Source organism: bacterium (assembly GCA_030704665.1).
GTDB lineage: Bacteria > Patescibacteriota > Microgenomatia > Woykebacterales > RBG-16-39-9b > JAUYID01.
In genome coordinates this window covers 327324-340271 of sequence record JAUYID010000009.1, presented here as the reverse complement: position 1 = coordinate 340271, position 12948 = coordinate 327324, and the positions used below count along the sequence as shown (strand labels likewise).

Here is a 12948-nt window from a genome sequence, read left to right as displayed (position 1 = left end):
CAAAAAAGCAGTCGCGCCGCAGGCGGATTTACTTTTTAGCGAAGGTAGCCGATGACCGCGCCCATTGCCAGAAGGGTAGAGGTTAGTCCGCTAGATGGATTTGGGGGTTGTAGTTAAAGGCGTGAAAAACTAACCTGGCGAAGAAGAACTTACTCTTCTTTGACAAAAATCGCACGGGTGGGGCAGTTGTCAGCCGCAAGCTTGATATCTTCAATGTCGTCTCCCTGCCCAGGGGAGACAGCAGCCTTACACTCACTGTCAAGCTCAAAGGTTTGTCCGGCAAACAAAACACAAGAACCAGATCCAATGCAGAGAGCACGATCAACTGATATTTTGTAACTAGCCATGCAAAAGGGGCCTTTCTTTCAATTCTCCAAGGCTCTTTCTACTTCAGTTTTGAAAAAGTTGAGGCTGTAATTCCCAACCAGTTTTTTGCCGTTGAGGTAAAAGGTTGGTGTTCCCGCAACATTCAATCCCAGCCCATCTTTTTTGTCTGCTTGGATTTTTTCATCAAAATCCCCACTCTGGTAAGAGTTTTGAAACTTTTCTAAATCCAAACCCAACCCAACTGCATAGGCCTCAAACTTCGCCGTCGGATCAGATAGCGCTGACCACTCTGTTTGGTGTTGATAAAGGAGGTCATGATAGCCCCAAAATTTGCCTTGGGCGCTAGCTGCTTCCGTTGCCCTCGCAGCTGGAAGAGCGTTGTCATGACTTGGCAGTGGAAAATGGCGAAAGACAAATTTGACTTTGTCTTTGTACAAAGTTCTCAATTCCTGTAAGGTAGGTTCCACCGTGGCACAAGCCGGACACTGAAAATCCCCAAATTCAACTAGTGTCGCCTTGGCATCGGCCACACCAAGAACTTGGCTATCCTCCCTGACCAAACTGTTTATTTTATCAGCACTCACCTGAGTCGGTTTCTGATTGAAGGCAAGCAAACCAACAACAAAAAGCATCGTCAAAGCAGTGAGAGCAGAAAAAACAAAGACTTCCCCTTTAATTTTCATTGAGCCTCCGAACTTCAAAAGCAGAAGTTAAAAATAAAAATAAGATAACAACCGCGGATGCCAGACACCAAATGCAAAAAGCTTTGATTTTGAACGCTTCGAGATAGGTCAGGTAGGCTGAGACAGCCACGCCAGCGCTCGCTAAAACGAGAATCACTTTTGAAGAGGTCTGAAAAAAACGCGCCCCAAAAAGCGTGCGTGAAAAACTGGTGATAAAAATTCCTAGGTACATCAGCCCACCATAAGCTGGCAGGGGGACAGACAAAAAGTAGGAGTAGCCGCTCGCCCGCACTAGCTCACAACCAGAGTTGACACAAAGAATTGGCGTTTGCCTCACGTAAGTGTAGAAAAGATAGCCTGAAATAGTCAACCCAACCAGAGAAAGCAAAAAAATTAAACGGTTGTGAAGCCGTCCTGTTTTTGTCATAGAAACAATTTATCCCAACACCACCACTCAAGCAGTGATATTTATCACAGCACCAGGCTTAAGATGGCAGCAGTAAAACTTTGGTCCGCAGAACGCAAGATCTTTCTTGATATAAATCTCTCTGAGCTTTGCGTTGTCCAACTTAGCTCTCAAGAAAGTCTTACCTTTAGCATAAGTTTGATTTAACTTGTTAGCAGGAGAGAAACAAGATAAAATAAACCCATTAGTGGTGAGTTTGGTCTTATACTTACTTTATGTCTGAGTTCTTTACTCCGGAAAGATATGCCCAAGAAGAACTAAAACCAACTGATGCACCAGTAAAGCACTTTACTCCTGTCGAAGGTTCTTCTAGAGATCGCTTTGGAAATAGAGTCTTTGAATCCCCCAAACTGGGCTATCTTGATCGAGAAAATGATGAGGTGAGAGCTGCTCTTTTGGTATCGGAAGAAGGGGAAAGATTTATTAAATCAAATCCAGGAATCCTTAAGGATATAGAAGAGGGTCTTTTAAAGTTAGAGTATGCAAGAGATGAAGGATCTAACCCAGTATATTTTGACTCTACTGATTTACCAAAGGGCAATCACTTATCTCGCTACTCTCAGGGCAACCAATCAAATGTTTATTTACTCGAAGTCAAAGGCGAAAAATACATTTTAAAAACCCACAGAGTTTCGGCACCACACTATCAAGATGCACGACAGCCTTATATAAACGAAATGCTGCAGACACAAGAAATGGCTGCAGATTTGAAAGAAGATTTCGAAAAATTGAACATGCGGATGCCGGACTTTTTATTTGCTTCAGGACAGGTCTCTTTAGTAAGATTCGAGGAAGGAAACATACCAGAAGATTCTCTCCTTGATACTGAAAGGTTTAAACAATTTGCTGCGATTGCAAACAGATATCTTTCAACGAAGGAAGACCAAGATCTTTGGAAAAAAATCTGGGCAGACGATCTTGATGAAGTTTTGGTTCACGAAACCAAGAAAAGCAATTTTGTTGAGACAGAAGATGGTTCCCTAGTGTGGATAGATCCTTTCTTTTACGAAGAAAATGACCCACTAGAAAAATTTCTTAAGATGCTAAACCCACCAAAACAATCTTCTAACGACCGATAGTAATTTGCTTTCTTGGACGAGACGTGATATACTGCCCGTTGAAACAGAAATAGAGCTAAACAAAGCTTTCAATCCCCACTTTAGCGGATATCTTTGGTCACTAGCTCCTAAGATATCTTTTGCTTTTTACCAAGCATCTAACAACTTAGTTTTTCTTTTCAAAAAAACAATATGTATAGACAAAAACGAAGTAGATTCGGGCGTCCAAACCAGGGCCGAAAACTTTATAACAAATTTGCCGGCAATCAAGCCGTTGGCTTTGCTGGAAAAAACAAAAGTAAATTGATTGGTGCTGATCACAGTATCTTTATCAAAAAAGCCGCTGAAGTTTTGCAGGCGGAAAGCTATCAAGCGAGCAACTCTTTCGCAAGCTTCCCGATTGCCCCAGAACTAAAAAGTAATATCGCGCATCGTGGTTACACTCAACCTACTTCAATTCAAGACAAGGCCATCGGCCCCATGCTTGAAGGCCGAGACTTGATTGGTCTAGCCAACACTGGAACGGGGAAAACAGCCGCTTTTTTGATCCCAATCATCAACAAAATTTGGCGTGATCGAAGCCAGAAAGCTTTGATCGTGGCTCCGACTCGAGAGCTCGCTACCCAAATCAATGAGGAGCTACGCAGCTTTTCTTTTGGCTTAAAAATTTATTCAGCAGTTTGTATTGGGGGAGCTTCTCTCAACCGTCAGCGCTGGGACTTGGAGCGCAATCCAAACATCGTTATCGGCACTCCCGGAAGACTGAAAGATCTTCTGCAGCAAAAAATCCTTAACCTGGGCAACTTTCGAACTATTGTTCTTGATGAAGTTGACCTCATGGTTGATATTGGTTTTATCAATGATGTGAAATACTTTATTTCCCTTTTGCCAAGTCCTCGACAATCGCTTTTCTTTTCAGCCACGATTAACCCCAAAGTCAGACAAGTTCTGCAGGCTTTCGTGACTGATCCGGTCACAGTTTCAGTGCAAACTCAACCAACTAGTGAAAATGTCGACCAAAATGTGGTCAAAGTTACTCCCGGAACCAAAATGGAGCGTTTGCATGATCTTTTGATTCAAGAGGAATTTGACAAAGTCATGGTTTTCGGTCGTACCAAACACGGTGTGGAAAAACTCGCCCGCCAACTGGAAACTCGCGGGTTTAAGGTCGGAGCTATTCACGGCAACCGCTCGCAAAGTCAAAGACAACGAACTCTGAAAGATTTCAAAAATAACCAGTTTAATGTTCTTTTGGCAACTGACGTGGCCGCTCGCGGACTAGATATTGACAACGTTTCTCACGTCATTAACTACGAACTTCCCGAGACTTACGAGGACTACATTCACCGTATCGGCCGAACTGGAAGAGCGAACAAAAAAGGTATTGCCTTAACCTTTGTTGAATAATTTCCCTTGTCTTAATATAATCTCTGCAGATGGCCGAACTGAAGACAAAGGTAAATGATGCCAGTGTCAGAGATTTCTTAAACGCTGTTCCGGAAGAAATCAAAAGAAAAGACAGTTTCAAACTATTGGAAATTTTCGAGGAAGTAACCGGCGAAAGACCCAAAATGTGGGGTCCAAGCATTGTCGGTTTTGGGCAATACCACTACAAATCCGAACGCAGCGCTCAGGAGGGCGACTGGCCACTGACCGGCTTTTCTCCCCGCAAGCAAAATCTAACGCTATACATAATGTTAGGTCTGGACGATCCCAACCTGCTAGCAAAACTTGGCAAACACAAGACCAGCAAGGGTTGTCTCTACATCAACAAGCTCTCCGATGTGGATGGATCCGTTCTCAAAAAGATAATCGAGCACAATCTGCAAGAAATGAAAAAGAGAAAGCTTTTGTGATCTGGAGACTCTTAGTCTGAATCTTTTCGCTACGTGGCAGTGTTGGATTTAATCATTTTGGCGTTGTCGCCGCGGTCGTAGATCCGAGCAGCAGAAGTGAAACCAGAAACCTGGGAAGGGGTCTTATTGAGGAAAACCTCAATTTTTAGCTTTCTTTTTTCTAATAATTGAACTAACACCGTTCCCTGACTATTCCCCACTTTCATTTTTAGACCACCAGTTGGAAAGGCCTTACCTAGCCAAACATTGCCGTTTGTTTCAACGTGTTGCCACGCGCCAATTTCGTATTTTACCAGTCCGCTGGCAATTTCAAGTTTGTCCGGGGTTGGACTTGGTGCTTTAATGCCAAACTGCTTCGCTTCACCGTTTAAATTCCCAATCGAGAAAACCCAACCGCTCGGCTCGTAAAGATCGTGTACCAAAGCCAAGTGCCCGGCCCAGTAGTTGTTTTGTCCTCCACCGGCACTACCATAGCTAAAAACTCCAGCGTAACCATTGGTCCCTTCGGCAAACCAATTTCCGGCGGCCTTGCCATCGATATCCTGATCGATCACCCCATCAAGCGGCTCAACTTTTCTCAAGTAAAACGGTAGTATTTGTGATTTAACCGAGTCTGAGAAATATTCCAGAGGATTAACCGTGTTGATCTTCCAAGGCTCGGCATTGTTGTAGGCAGTTGGAACGAGCAGGTTTTTTAATTGTTTGGTGGTATCCCAAACTGCAAAATCTAGGGATTGCCCGCCAAATTTCGCCAAAACTTGTCCCTCTTTAATGTTTATATCCGTATTAACGACTTTGTTGTCAGCTTTTTCCCAATCCTTTGGCAGCTGCCTGCGAATTGCTGGATCCAGACTGGTGGCCAGATCGAAGTAACTGAAAAACGTACAGGAGTAGCTGATCACAACCCGATAATCCCCTTTTACTTTCCTGCCCTCGCCACTGCGATCCCGATAGCCAATATTGACGATTTTCCCATCCGAAAGTGCTAGAACGTCGTACAGATCTGGATCTCCGAAAGGAACCTTGCCCCAGTAATAACCGTGATCGATTGGCGTCACGTGAGGGCCGGCCAAAAGTCCGTAGGGTTGGATGTAACTAATATCCTTGATTCTCATTGGGGCCGAGTTTAACTTCTTGCTTCCGGTACCAGAACAATTACCGCCAGACAAAGCTTTTCCTTTCTCAACTGGGTCAGTGGAATTGGGGTCCCCCATACGTGAACCGCCTTGGGTTTCTTTTTGTGCCGAGCTGGAAGAGGCGGAATTGGTTTTGGGGTTGGCAGAATTTTTGGCGAGTAAAAGGTAGCCGCCCCCGATACTTAAGAGGAGAACCGCGGCTAGAGCAGAGCCTAAATAAATTTTGTTGTGAAGAAATTTCCTGAGGTAAGTCATGGGCAGACTGCATTTATCGTAACACAAACTTTAGCCGTTGAAAACTTTGCGCAACTTCAAAATTTATCCAATAAACGGATTCTTGCCCTCTGCCAGACTAGGTAGTAGTTTCTCCACCCGCTGCTTTCTCGTTTCTTCTTGTTTGGCGCTATAAATATAGTAGAGAATTTGTTTGCGCACGGACAGGGAAAGTTTTTCAAAGTTCTCGGCGGCCTTAGCGTTTTTCGCGAAGGCTGCTTGCAACTGCTCTGGCAAGACTAGATCCTCCACCACATCAAAGGCTGACCACGAGCCATCTGCTTTGGCCCTCTCAACCACTGCAAGGCCGGGCCTTGTCATTAAACCTTCTTGATTAACTTTTCAACTCTAGCTTTATTGGAGGCTGCCCAGATACTTTTCGGCTTGCGGGCACAGACATAAATCATGGAACGATTTTCATCCAAACTTTTGAGGGTAGCGTCAATCCAGCCAAAACAAAGCGCTTCCTCGACCAAGTCGTCGTAGGAAAGTTTTCCACCTTTGGAGGCCTTGTCGTGAACGAGCCAAATACTTCCCACTTTGTCGTGGTTTTGGCTAAGCCACTCTCTCCAGGCTTTTCTGTCGAGAATATAAATTTGCGGCACTTCAGCTGTCATTTGGGAAAGTATAGCAAAAAGAAAAGATGCTCGATCGAGCAAAAAACTTAGGTCTAAAAGAAGTAAAATTTTCTGTTTACTACATAACTATTTACTCTGCCCATTCAGCGAAAATTCAACTCTAAGAACCTAATTACTACTCTACCTTAGCCTTGACAATCTCAGTTTCAATGTCTTTAATAAAAGAAGCAATCTAACGATTGCCCCGTCGCTAAAGAAGTTGAATAACTTTAGAAAGCGGCAAAACAAGAGGACTAAGAAATTCTTGCGACGGGCTGTAAAGCCACTCGCAAAAAAGGGTGGCTTTTGCGCTTTAAAAAGTCGATAGTTGCTTGGCAACCTCAATCCGTCTAACCTACCTTCCCCTAAAAGGGTCTTTAGCCATTAGCCCAACAGGGCGGAAAGGTAAGGTGATGTTGAAATGATTGTATCAATTACAATCAAGAAATCCCGCAAAAAGCGGCGCGCTCCAGCGGGATTTCGTTGGCACAAATCAGGATTTTTAATCCCGACAAGTGCCAATAAGTAAGCTAATGACGTGGTTGAGGTTGTCAACCAGCTTTCGATTTATGAGTTGGCGAGGCAAACCAACCTTACGGTGGGGTTAGCATAATGGTGATGCAACCGTTTTGTAAACGGTAGAAACGGGGTCAGAACCCGTACCCCACCCCAGTGGTTTGCCTTGTCAGCCCACAAATTTATTTTTTTTAAAGTTGAAATTCCAGAAAGAGACATTGCAGAGAGTTTTTGGACAGTTAGAAAATTCATAAGGCAGATCTTTTTCTAGTATTACCAGTATAGACGTTTTTGTCAACACTGGTGACAACACCAACATTGTTGTCAACGTCAACACCATTATCGACACAAACTATTAGTAATCACTTTTTCCTTCGCTTAAATTCAACTTCTTGTGAATTATTCGGTCTTAGTGATAGGAAGTATTTCAGCGTTGGGAAGTTCAGTAAATAGGCTTGTTGCCACCAAAAGTTTCGAGCCGCGAATGCCACTTCCAACTATTACTCGCTCTTGTTTACATACTGCTTCATCAATCAGAATTGGCCATTCTTCTGGTAGCCCTATTGGTGTAATTCCCCCGTACTCCATTTTTGTCAAGGACACTGCAGTCTCCATCGGAGCAAAAGAGGCTCTTCTTGCATCAAGTTTTCTCCGGACTACTCCGTTGATATCAGCGCGAGTTGTAGCGAGAACAAGACAAACAGCGTACCAAGACCGCTCGGCACGACTAGCTTCAACTATCACACAGTTGGCCGCTACATCCATGCCAATTTCGTAATGCTCACAAAAAGCAGCCGTATCAGCTAGCCCAGGGTCAATTTTGCTAACCCAAACTTTATCGGCAAGGTTATTCTTTTCAATGAGGTCTTTTACAGTCGCAGCCACAAGCTCTGGTTCTTCTACAAAAGGAATGAAACTAAGTTTACCCAAGTTGATTGTTTCCATCGCATAAATTTTAACTTTTTCCTTCGCTTAAATTCAACCTTTGAAAATGGGAAGCGCCACGATTGCTCGTAGCGCTTGTGTGTTGCAGTCTTTCGAACTCTACGGGTTAGACGGTGTCCAGTCGGTGACTGGAATTGTCTCGACGATCTCTAGTGAATCGTTGCCCTTCTGAACCCGCTCCTCGAAAGCCTGCCGAAGGGCTCGCTTCACCAGCAAGGCCAGCAGGGACGATAGGTCCAATGGTGTGTCCCTTTCCCAAACGACTTTCCGGTAAGGCCAATCGTTGATGTAGTTTTCGTTGATGAAACAACCGGCCCGATTCCACCCTACCTCGATCTCCGTCTTGCCACCTCCCGCAACGGCCCCTTTGAAGTAGAAGGTGAATTGAACCTCGGTTGAGTGAGTTCCCCAATGAATCTTGATCGCCTCCAGAAAGTCGGCGAACTTGCCCAACCACTGGTGTTGGCACAAGTGAGCTGCGCGGAAGGCTTTCACCACGAACTCCGCCGGTATAGGCCGTACATCACCATGACCGAGGTCAACTGTCTGCAGTTCCACACTGATCTTACTCACGATTCTTCCCCTTCTGGGAGTACAACTCCCTTTCATTTCTACACCCAACACAGGTATAGATGCCAAGGATTATACAACACTATGGGTTTGTCTTCAAGAATTTGTTAGTTTTTGGCTGGGGTGAAAGACTTCAATCAGTCTTTGGAGGCGATGCAGCTCATTTCGATTGTTGCACCGAGAGGAAGGGCTTTGACGCAGACTGCTTCTCTGACCGGCAGGGGCTCAGTGGTGAAATAGGTTTTGTAGACTTCATTGAGTTTCGGCAATTCGGCAATGTCGGTAACGTAAATAGTTACTTTAACGACGTGGGTCAGATCGGCACCAGCAGCTTTCAGAATTGCGGATAGATTTTTGATTACTTGGTGAGTTTTTTCTTCAGTGGTTCCCTCAATCACCTTTCCGTCGGGCGTGCTGTGGATTTGCCCAGCAACGTAGATCATATTGCCATCGACGATTCCCTGGGAAAGTAAACCAGGTGCCTTTGGCGCTTCGTCAGTTTCAACTTTTGTTTTCATAATTTAAAACAACCTTATTCTATAATTCTTAGTTTTTAAAATATAATACTTTTTCCTTCGCTCAAATTCAATCTTTTTGGAATTGGAAAGGGTCGCTGCATGACTGCGACGACCCTCGAGTTGGAAATGAAATCCAACTACTATGTGTTTGTTACTCGTCCCACTCTGCCTTGGAGAGATCCTTCTGAATCACACCACAAGACCAAAATTGTCCCTGCATCTCCGCCCTAGAACTGCACTGCCAGATGAACTTGAGAAGGTGCGCTTCCACAGCCTCCACCGGGGTTGGGCGTGAAACGTCCTCATCACCAGCTTCGATCGCGAACTTGAGGTAGTCCTCGGCGAGACCGAGCATCTCGTCAACTGCTTCCCGCACCGTTGGTCGCACGACTAGCAGGCCGAGCATTGGAGAGATGGCACGCGCCTTTGAGCCATCCGACTCCATATAGGCGAACCAACTGAAAGACTTGACCTTGACCTCAGTTTGGGCAGCCACAATGACCTCCCTTCTGGCTTTCCGCCAGCTATGTTGACCGCTTAGTCCTCTAATACCGTACGCCGTGATCAGGACCCAAACACCGATCACGAACGGCTGCGCCATGTAGAAAACAGCCTCCTTGCGCGTGTAGTCCAAGTAGTTGACCATGACAAACCCGAACGGTGTGCAGACAACCGTTACGAATACCAGGAAAAACCAGGTAGCGAACCGGAGGTCACTGAACCTTCTGAGCATCTAATCCCCCTCCTGGCTTCTCAGCCGGCTGATTTCCTTCCGATACCTCGGATTTTACTTTTACTGCAATGTAAATGCAAACTTGTTTACTTTTTCCTTCACTTAAATTCAATCTTTAGGAAATGTTGATATAGTTTGTTATAATAACTCTATCAAACTTAGGAGGTTGAGGTCATGGTGGACAAGATCCGTTGCTTTGGTTTCCGATTCAAGGAAGTCTCGACGATACGGGGCAACACAAACCTTAGACTGCAGGTCGATGTCAGTGACACAGACGAGTACGAAGCAGACGCATTCGTTTTTGTCCACGAACGGGCACGAGAGGAGTTTGCGAAGAGGTTCTTTCCCGAGGCACCGATCCCGGACAATGTCTACCTGTACCCGGATCCCACGGAAATACACCTACTCATGCCTTCAGATGCCGCTTACAGGTACTCACATCGAGTTTCGTCCGGCGTCTGGAATCTGCCGCTGTGCGGATAAAGTTCGTACGCGTTAGCACCCGACCGGCTCTCTGGAAAACAGACAGAGAGTCGGTTTACTTTTTCCTTCGCTTAAATTCAATCTTTTTTGACAAAGGTGTATACTTCTGGCAATTCAGCGGGAGAAGTAACCGAAAGGCTAAGGAGGGATCATGCCAAGTGACGGCGCGTCTTTCATCCAGGAAATGGCCAAAAGTCGTAGACTCGGGACAATTTCCACAGTGGGAATTCCCGAGGGAACAGCACCTAAAGGTATGGTTGCCATCCGGGTACACTACCTGAACTGTGACCCAGATCTGCCAAAACGGCACAGTCATGATAGATTCGATTGTCAGCAAACTGGAGGAGTAGTGGCCATCACCCAAGAAGAGGCCGCCGTCCTATTCAGACCTAAGGAAGCGTAGCCGAAAGGCTGGGAAGAAGCGATGAGAAAGACAAACACCAAACCAACCCAAGAAGCCGAGGCGAGGGGGAAAACGTTGGAGTGGATCAACGAAGAACTCAGACGCCTCGACGCTGATCTGAAAGCAATCCTTCGCGGACGCGACAGTCCTCCAGGACTTATCTTCTGAAAACCGAATAGCGAGAGTGATCACAACAAAGGACGACCAACACTGGCCGTCCTTCTCTCTTTTTTAATACTTTTTCCTTCGCTTGAACGCAAATCCCTGTAGTAATCAAAACTTCTTGACAGTTTCTGGAACTAAATGTTTAATTACCTTCATGGATGAAAAAGATTTACAAGCAATCGACAACCTACTTAAGAAAAACCTAAAAATTGAATTAAGGAGCGAACTCGAACCGATAAAAGAAAAATTGGACAGTAATACCGCAAGTGTGATGAGAATTGAACAAAAAATCAACGCTGCGCTAGAACTACGACAAGATGTTGCGGAAGTGAGAACCCAAGTCAAAGACCACGAAGAACGCATAAATCAACTCGAAACCAACTAAACCATTTTTCCGACACTTAAACTCAATCGTTTTGGAAATAAAAACGCGAAAGGGTCGTGAACATGGTTATTCCACGACCCTCGATGGGCAAATGAATCGTCTCTCCACCCTTCGCGTCGATCTTCAGGCTGCTTCTGTGGATTGGGCCTGTCCGAAGGCTTCGAACATACGACCGATCTCCGCCTGCACACAACGCGTCTGACGCGGGGAACCCATCGAAACAACTCTGACCAGCGAGGCGATGTTTCCCACCAGCTCTTCCCGCCAAACATGCACTCCTTCTCTCAACAACCGTCGGGTCTGAGCGGATCTGTTGATCGCCCAGCGAACCTGGACGGTCGGCAGTACCGTTGCTTGCTGAGGACTCACGATCAATACTCCTTCCCTGGCTTTAGCCAGCTTTAAACCTCATTGTGGATTTCCTCAACCTCGTCCGCCCCAAAGGTCAGGTAAGGAGGCATCCGCCGAATGTTCTCTTTGAACCAGTCGGCAGCTGCAGGGCTTCGTTCCCCCAGAACCTGAAGAGCAGCTCCGGATGGGACACTGTATCCAGTACGTTCCGGCATGTCCTCGTGGGTCAGAAGCCCCGACTCCCAAAGCGGATGGGCCGGACCAGTGGCGTCGAGAATAGCCCCCACCCACTGCCTCCGAACCTGTTTTGGTGCCTCTCCACGCGGAATTTTGATCACTCTAACCAGCTTCTGCGACACAACAAATCCCTCCCTGGCTTTCGCCACCTTTAGACCTCGTTGTGGGTTTCTTCGACCTCGTCTGCTCCAAAGATGAAGTCGGACGCTATCAGAAGATGCTCTCTAAACCAACTAGCTGCCACCGGGTTCAACTGCTCGAGTGCATCCAGCGCAGATCTCTGCGGTGCAGCGTAACTGAAGCGGAGACGGGGAGGAACACTTTCTCCAGTGACAACTCCCTCCACAAGATGCTCATGCGGACCATAAGCCGGGAAAACAGCTCCAACCCAGGCTTCACGAACATGCAACGGCGCCTCCCCTGCAGGGACTTTCACCACTTTAACAAACACGACTCACTCCTTCCCCGGCTTTCCGCCAGATTAACTTCCTTCCGATACCGCAGATTGTACTTTTTCTTCTTTTTGAAAGCAAATCCCTGTAGTAATCAAAACTTCTTGACAGTTTCTGGAACTAAATGTTTAATTACCTTCATGGATGAAAAAGATTTACAAGCAATACAAGGCTTACTTCGAAAAGAGTTGAAGACCGAGCTTGCTCCTATGAAGGATGATTTAGAAGAAGTTAAAGAAACTACAAACGCAAATAACACTTCTCTAATGAACTTAGAAAAAGAAATAGGAATTTACAACGACGCGTTAGATATCGAAAGAAAACGGGTAGACAAACACGAGGAACGCCTCGCCCAACTAGAAGTCACTTAAACAATTTTTCCTCCGCAGACAAGCAAATTTCGGGACAAATACAGAAATGGAAAACAGAATCGGGGTCGCCTCGTCTATTTATTTGCCAAAATATCGACTATTGGCTCAAAAACTAGTGGGAAAACCAGGAAAAAGAACAAGATTGAAGATACAAGGAAAAACCAAAAAGCCGCTTTTTGGGATTTTGGTTTCAGAGCCTGAAACAAAAAGTAACTGGCAAGCAAAACTAAACTAGAAAAAAGAAACAGCCCAAGTAAAGGCCCAACGGATGGAAAAAAATTTAAGAAACCTTTCACCGCCGCAAACGCTTCTTTAAAAATATTCAGAATAGCAAAGAACCAAAGGCTGGTTCCCGCCGCCCACAAAATCGCATTTGCCTTGTAGAGCCTTGCTTCTTCCATAA

21 protein-coding genes and 1 tRNA gene are annotated in these 12948 nt (G+C 45.6%); 9 read left to right on the top strand and 13 right to left on the bottom strand.

What is annotated here, in order from left to right; genetic code table 11:
• Positions 1-149: 149 nt before the first annotated feature.
• The 3 genes from Q8P13_01970 to Q8P13_01960 are packed head-to-tail and all read right to left on the bottom strand — an operon-like array spanning position 150 to position 1437.
• Positions 150-347 (bottom strand): ferredoxin, encoded by a 198-nt coding sequence (locus Q8P13_01970; protein ID MDP2671207.1) that lies wholly within the window; start codon positions 345-347, stop codon positions 150-152.
• Positions 348-365: 18 nt separating this feature from the next.
• Positions 366-1010, bottom strand: a complete 645-nt coding sequence (locus Q8P13_01965) for a thioredoxin domain-containing protein (protein MDP2671206.1) — start codon at positions 1008-1010, stop codon at positions 366-368.
• Positions 1000-1437 (bottom strand): vitamin K epoxide reductase family protein, encoded by a 438-nt coding sequence (locus tag Q8P13_01960; protein ID MDP2671205.1) that lies wholly within the window; start codon positions 1435-1437, stop codon positions 1000-1002. The genes Q8P13_01965 and Q8P13_01960 overlap by 11 nt, the downstream gene beginning before the upstream one ends.
• A 254-nt stretch (positions 1438-1691) precedes the next feature.
• Here Q8P13_01960 and Q8P13_01955 point away from each other — a divergent pair, with 254 nt between their 5' ends.
• From Q8P13_01955 to Q8P13_01945, 3 genes are all read left to right on the top strand, one after another.
• A complete protein-coding gene (locus tag Q8P13_01955) occupies positions 1692-2555 on the top strand; it encodes a hypothetical protein (protein ID MDP2671204.1) in 864 nt (287 codons plus the stop codon).
• A 171-nt stretch (positions 2556-2726) separates the two neighbouring features.
• Positions 2727-3941 (top strand): DEAD/DEAH box helicase, encoded by a 1215-nt coding sequence (locus Q8P13_01950; GenBank protein MDP2671203.1) that lies wholly within the window; start codon positions 2727-2729, stop codon positions 3939-3941.
• A 29-nt stretch (positions 3942-3970) separates the two neighbouring features.
• The gene (locus Q8P13_01945) at positions 3971-4390 is read left to right on the top strand and encodes a DUF1801 domain-containing protein (GenBank protein ID MDP2671202.1); all 420 of its coding nucleotides are present in this window, start codon (positions 3971-3973) and stop codon (positions 4388-4390) included.
• A gap of 29 nt (positions 4391-4419) precedes the next feature.
• On the opposite strand, the gene Q8P13_01940 is transcribed toward Q8P13_01945, so the two are convergent.
• The 3 genes from Q8P13_01940 to Q8P13_01930 all read right to left on the bottom strand — a co-directional run bounded on the left by Q8P13_01940 (position 4420) and on the right by Q8P13_01930 (position 6416).
• Positions 4420-5781 carry a hypothetical protein gene (locus tag Q8P13_01940; GenBank protein ID MDP2671201.1) on the bottom strand — a complete coding sequence of 454 codons (1362 nt, stop codon included), beginning with the start codon at positions 5779-5781 and terminating at the stop codon, positions 4420-4422.
• 63 nt (positions 5782-5844) lie between these two features.
• Positions 5845-6120: a YdeI/OmpD-associated family protein gene (locus Q8P13_01935; GenBank protein MDP2671200.1), complete on the bottom strand. Its 276-nt coding sequence runs from the start codon at positions 6118-6120 to the stop codon at positions 5845-5847.
• Positions 6120-6416: a hypothetical protein gene (locus tag Q8P13_01930; protein ID MDP2671199.1), complete on the bottom strand. Its 297-nt coding sequence runs from the start codon at positions 6414-6416 to the stop codon at positions 6120-6122. Before Q8P13_01930 ends, Q8P13_01935 begins: the two co-directional genes overlap by 1 nt.
• A gap of 598 nt (positions 6417-7014) precedes the next feature.
• Here Q8P13_01930 and Q8P13_01925 point away from each other — a divergent pair.
• A tRNA-Thr gene (locus Q8P13_01925) sits at positions 7015-7088 on the top strand.
• 243 nt (positions 7089-7331) lie between these two features.
• On the opposite strand, the gene Q8P13_01920 is transcribed toward Q8P13_01925, so the two are convergent.
• From Q8P13_01920 to Q8P13_01905, 4 genes are all read right to left on the bottom strand, one after another.
• A complete protein-coding gene (locus Q8P13_01920; protein ID MDP2671198.1) occupies positions 7332-7877 on the bottom strand; it encodes a YbaK/EbsC family protein in 546 nt (181 codons plus the stop codon).
• A 99-nt stretch (positions 7878-7976) separates the two neighbouring features.
• Positions 7977-8486 carry a hypothetical protein gene (locus Q8P13_01915; GenBank protein ID MDP2671197.1) on the bottom strand — a complete coding sequence of 170 codons (510 nt, stop codon included), beginning with the start codon at positions 8484-8486 and terminating at the stop codon, positions 7977-7979.
• Between the two features lie 98 nt (positions 8487-8584).
• The gene (locus Q8P13_01910) at positions 8585-8965 is read right to left on the bottom strand and encodes a Rid family detoxifying hydrolase (protein MDP2671196.1); all 381 of its coding nucleotides are present in this window, start codon (positions 8963-8965) and stop codon (positions 8585-8587) included.
• A gap of 151 nt (positions 8966-9116) precedes the next feature.
• The gene (locus Q8P13_01905; protein ID MDP2671195.1) at positions 9117-9698 is read right to left on the bottom strand and encodes a hypothetical protein; all 582 of its coding nucleotides are present in this window, start codon (positions 9696-9698) and stop codon (positions 9117-9119) included.
• 174 nt (positions 9699-9872) lie between these two features.
• Here Q8P13_01905 and Q8P13_01900 point away from each other — a divergent pair, with 174 nt between their 5' ends.
• The 4 genes from Q8P13_01900 to Q8P13_01885 all read left to right on the top strand — a co-directional run bounded on the left by Q8P13_01900 (position 9873) and on the right by Q8P13_01885 (position 11134).
• Positions 9873-10181, top strand: a complete 309-nt coding sequence (locus Q8P13_01900; protein ID MDP2671194.1) for a hypothetical protein — start codon at positions 9873-9875, stop codon at positions 10179-10181.
• A 151-nt stretch (positions 10182-10332) separates the two neighbouring features.
• Entirely contained in the window at positions 10333-10584 is a 252-nt protein-coding gene (locus Q8P13_01895; GenBank protein MDP2671193.1) for a hypothetical protein, read from the top strand.
• 21 nt (positions 10585-10605) lie between these two features.
• Positions 10606-10752 carry a hypothetical protein gene (locus Q8P13_01890; GenBank protein MDP2671192.1) on the top strand — a complete coding sequence of 49 codons (147 nt, stop codon included), beginning with the start codon at positions 10606-10608 and terminating at the stop codon, positions 10750-10752.
• 151 nt (positions 10753-10903) lie between these two features.
• Entirely contained in the window at positions 10904-11134 is a 231-nt protein-coding gene (locus tag Q8P13_01885) for a hypothetical protein (protein ID MDP2671191.1), read from the top strand.
• A gap of 401 nt (positions 11135-11535) precedes the next feature.
• Here the strand turns inward: Q8P13_01885 and Q8P13_01880 are convergent, their stop codons facing one another.
• Both Q8P13_01880 and Q8P13_01875 read right to left on the bottom strand, forming a co-directional pair.
• On the bottom strand, positions 11536-11823 hold the full coding sequence (locus tag Q8P13_01880; GenBank protein ID MDP2671190.1) for a hypothetical protein: 288 nt from the start codon (positions 11821-11823) through the stop codon (positions 11536-11538).
• A gap of 50 nt (positions 11824-11873) precedes the next feature.
• Positions 11874-12173: a hypothetical protein gene (locus tag Q8P13_01875; GenBank protein MDP2671189.1), complete on the bottom strand. Its 300-nt coding sequence runs from the start codon at positions 12171-12173 to the stop codon at positions 11874-11876.
• A 141-nt stretch (positions 12174-12314) separates the two neighbouring features.
• On the opposite strand from Q8P13_01875, the gene Q8P13_01870 reads away from it, so the two are divergent.
• Complete coding sequence (locus tag Q8P13_01870; GenBank protein ID MDP2671188.1) at positions 12315-12545, top strand: hypothetical protein; 231 nt, start codon at positions 12315-12317, stop codon at positions 12543-12545.
• Between the two features lie 74 nt (positions 12546-12619).
• Here Q8P13_01870 and Q8P13_01865 read toward each other — a convergent pair whose 3' ends face one another.
• On the bottom strand, positions 12620-12946 hold the full coding sequence (locus tag Q8P13_01865; GenBank protein MDP2671187.1) for a hypothetical protein: 327 nt from the start codon (positions 12944-12946) through the stop codon (positions 12620-12622).
• Positions 12947-12948: the final 2 nt, after the last annotated feature.

What these genes read in the sequence shown, in the direction of transcription:
- Q8P13_01970 (MDP2671207.1), bottom strand. Translation starts at nt 347, where the DNA reads ATGGCTAGTTACAAAATATCAGTTGATCGTGCTCTCTGCATTGGATCT.
- Q8P13_01965 (MDP2671206.1), bottom strand. Translation starts at nt 1,010, where the DNA reads ATGAAAATTAAAGGGGAAGTCTTTGTTTTTTCTGCTCTCACTGCTTTG.
- Q8P13_01960 (MDP2671205.1), bottom strand. Translation starts at nt 1,437, where the DNA reads ATGACAAAAACAGGACGGCTTCACAACCGTTTAATTTTTTTGCTTTCT.
- Q8P13_01955 (MDP2671204.1), top strand. Translation starts at nt 1,692, where the DNA reads ATGTCTGAGTTCTTTACTCCGGAAAGATATGCCCAAGAAGAACTAAAA.
- Q8P13_01950 (MDP2671203.1), top strand. Translation starts at nt 2,727, where the DNA reads ATGTATAGACAAAAACGAAGTAGATTCGGGCGTCCAAACCAGGGCCGA.
- Q8P13_01945 (MDP2671202.1), top strand. Translation starts at nt 3,971, where the DNA reads ATGGCCGAACTGAAGACAAAGGTAAATGATGCCAGTGTCAGAGATTTC.
- Q8P13_01940 (MDP2671201.1), bottom strand. Translation starts at nt 5,781, where the DNA reads ATGACTTACCTCAGGAAATTTCTTCACAACAAAATTTATTTAGGCTCT.
- Q8P13_01935 (MDP2671200.1), bottom strand. Translation starts at nt 6,120, where the DNA reads ATGACAAGGCCCGGCCTTGCAGTGGTTGAGAGGGCCAAAGCAGATGGC.
- Q8P13_01930 (MDP2671199.1), bottom strand. Translation starts at nt 6,416, where the DNA reads ATGACAGCTGAAGTGCCGCAAATTTATATTCTCGACAGAAAAGCCTGG.
- Q8P13_01920 (MDP2671198.1), bottom strand. Translation starts at nt 7,877, where the DNA reads ATGGAAACAATCAACTTGGGTAAACTTAGTTTCATTCCTTTTGTAGAA.
- Q8P13_01915 (MDP2671197.1), bottom strand. Translation starts at nt 8,486, where the DNA reads ATGAAAGGGAGTTGTACTCCCAGAAGGGGAAGAATCGTGAGTAAGATC.
- Q8P13_01910 (MDP2671196.1), bottom strand. Translation starts at nt 8,965, where the DNA reads ATGAAAACAAAAGTTGAAACTGACGAAGCGCCAAAGGCACCTGGTTTA.
- Q8P13_01905 (MDP2671195.1), bottom strand. Translation starts at nt 9,698, where the DNA reads ATGCTCAGAAGGTTCAGTGACCTCCGGTTCGCTACCTGGTTTTTCCTG.
- Q8P13_01900 (MDP2671194.1), top strand. Translation starts at nt 9,873, where the DNA reads ATGGTGGACAAGATCCGTTGCTTTGGTTTCCGATTCAAGGAAGTCTCG.
- Q8P13_01895 (MDP2671193.1), top strand. Translation starts at nt 10,333, where the DNA reads ATGCCAAGTGACGGCGCGTCTTTCATCCAGGAAATGGCCAAAAGTCGT.
- Q8P13_01890 (MDP2671192.1), top strand. Translation starts at nt 10,606, where the DNA reads ATGAGAAAGACAAACACCAAACCAACCCAAGAAGCCGAGGCGAGGGGG.
- Q8P13_01885 (MDP2671191.1), top strand. Translation starts at nt 10,904, where the DNA reads ATGGATGAAAAAGATTTACAAGCAATCGACAACCTACTTAAGAAAAAC.
- Q8P13_01870 (MDP2671188.1), top strand. Translation starts at nt 12,315, where the DNA reads ATGGATGAAAAAGATTTACAAGCAATACAAGGCTTACTTCGAAAAGAG.
- Q8P13_01865 (MDP2671187.1), bottom strand. Translation starts at nt 12,946, where the DNA reads ATGGAAGAAGCAAGGCTCTACAAGGCAAATGCGATTTTGTGGGCGGCG.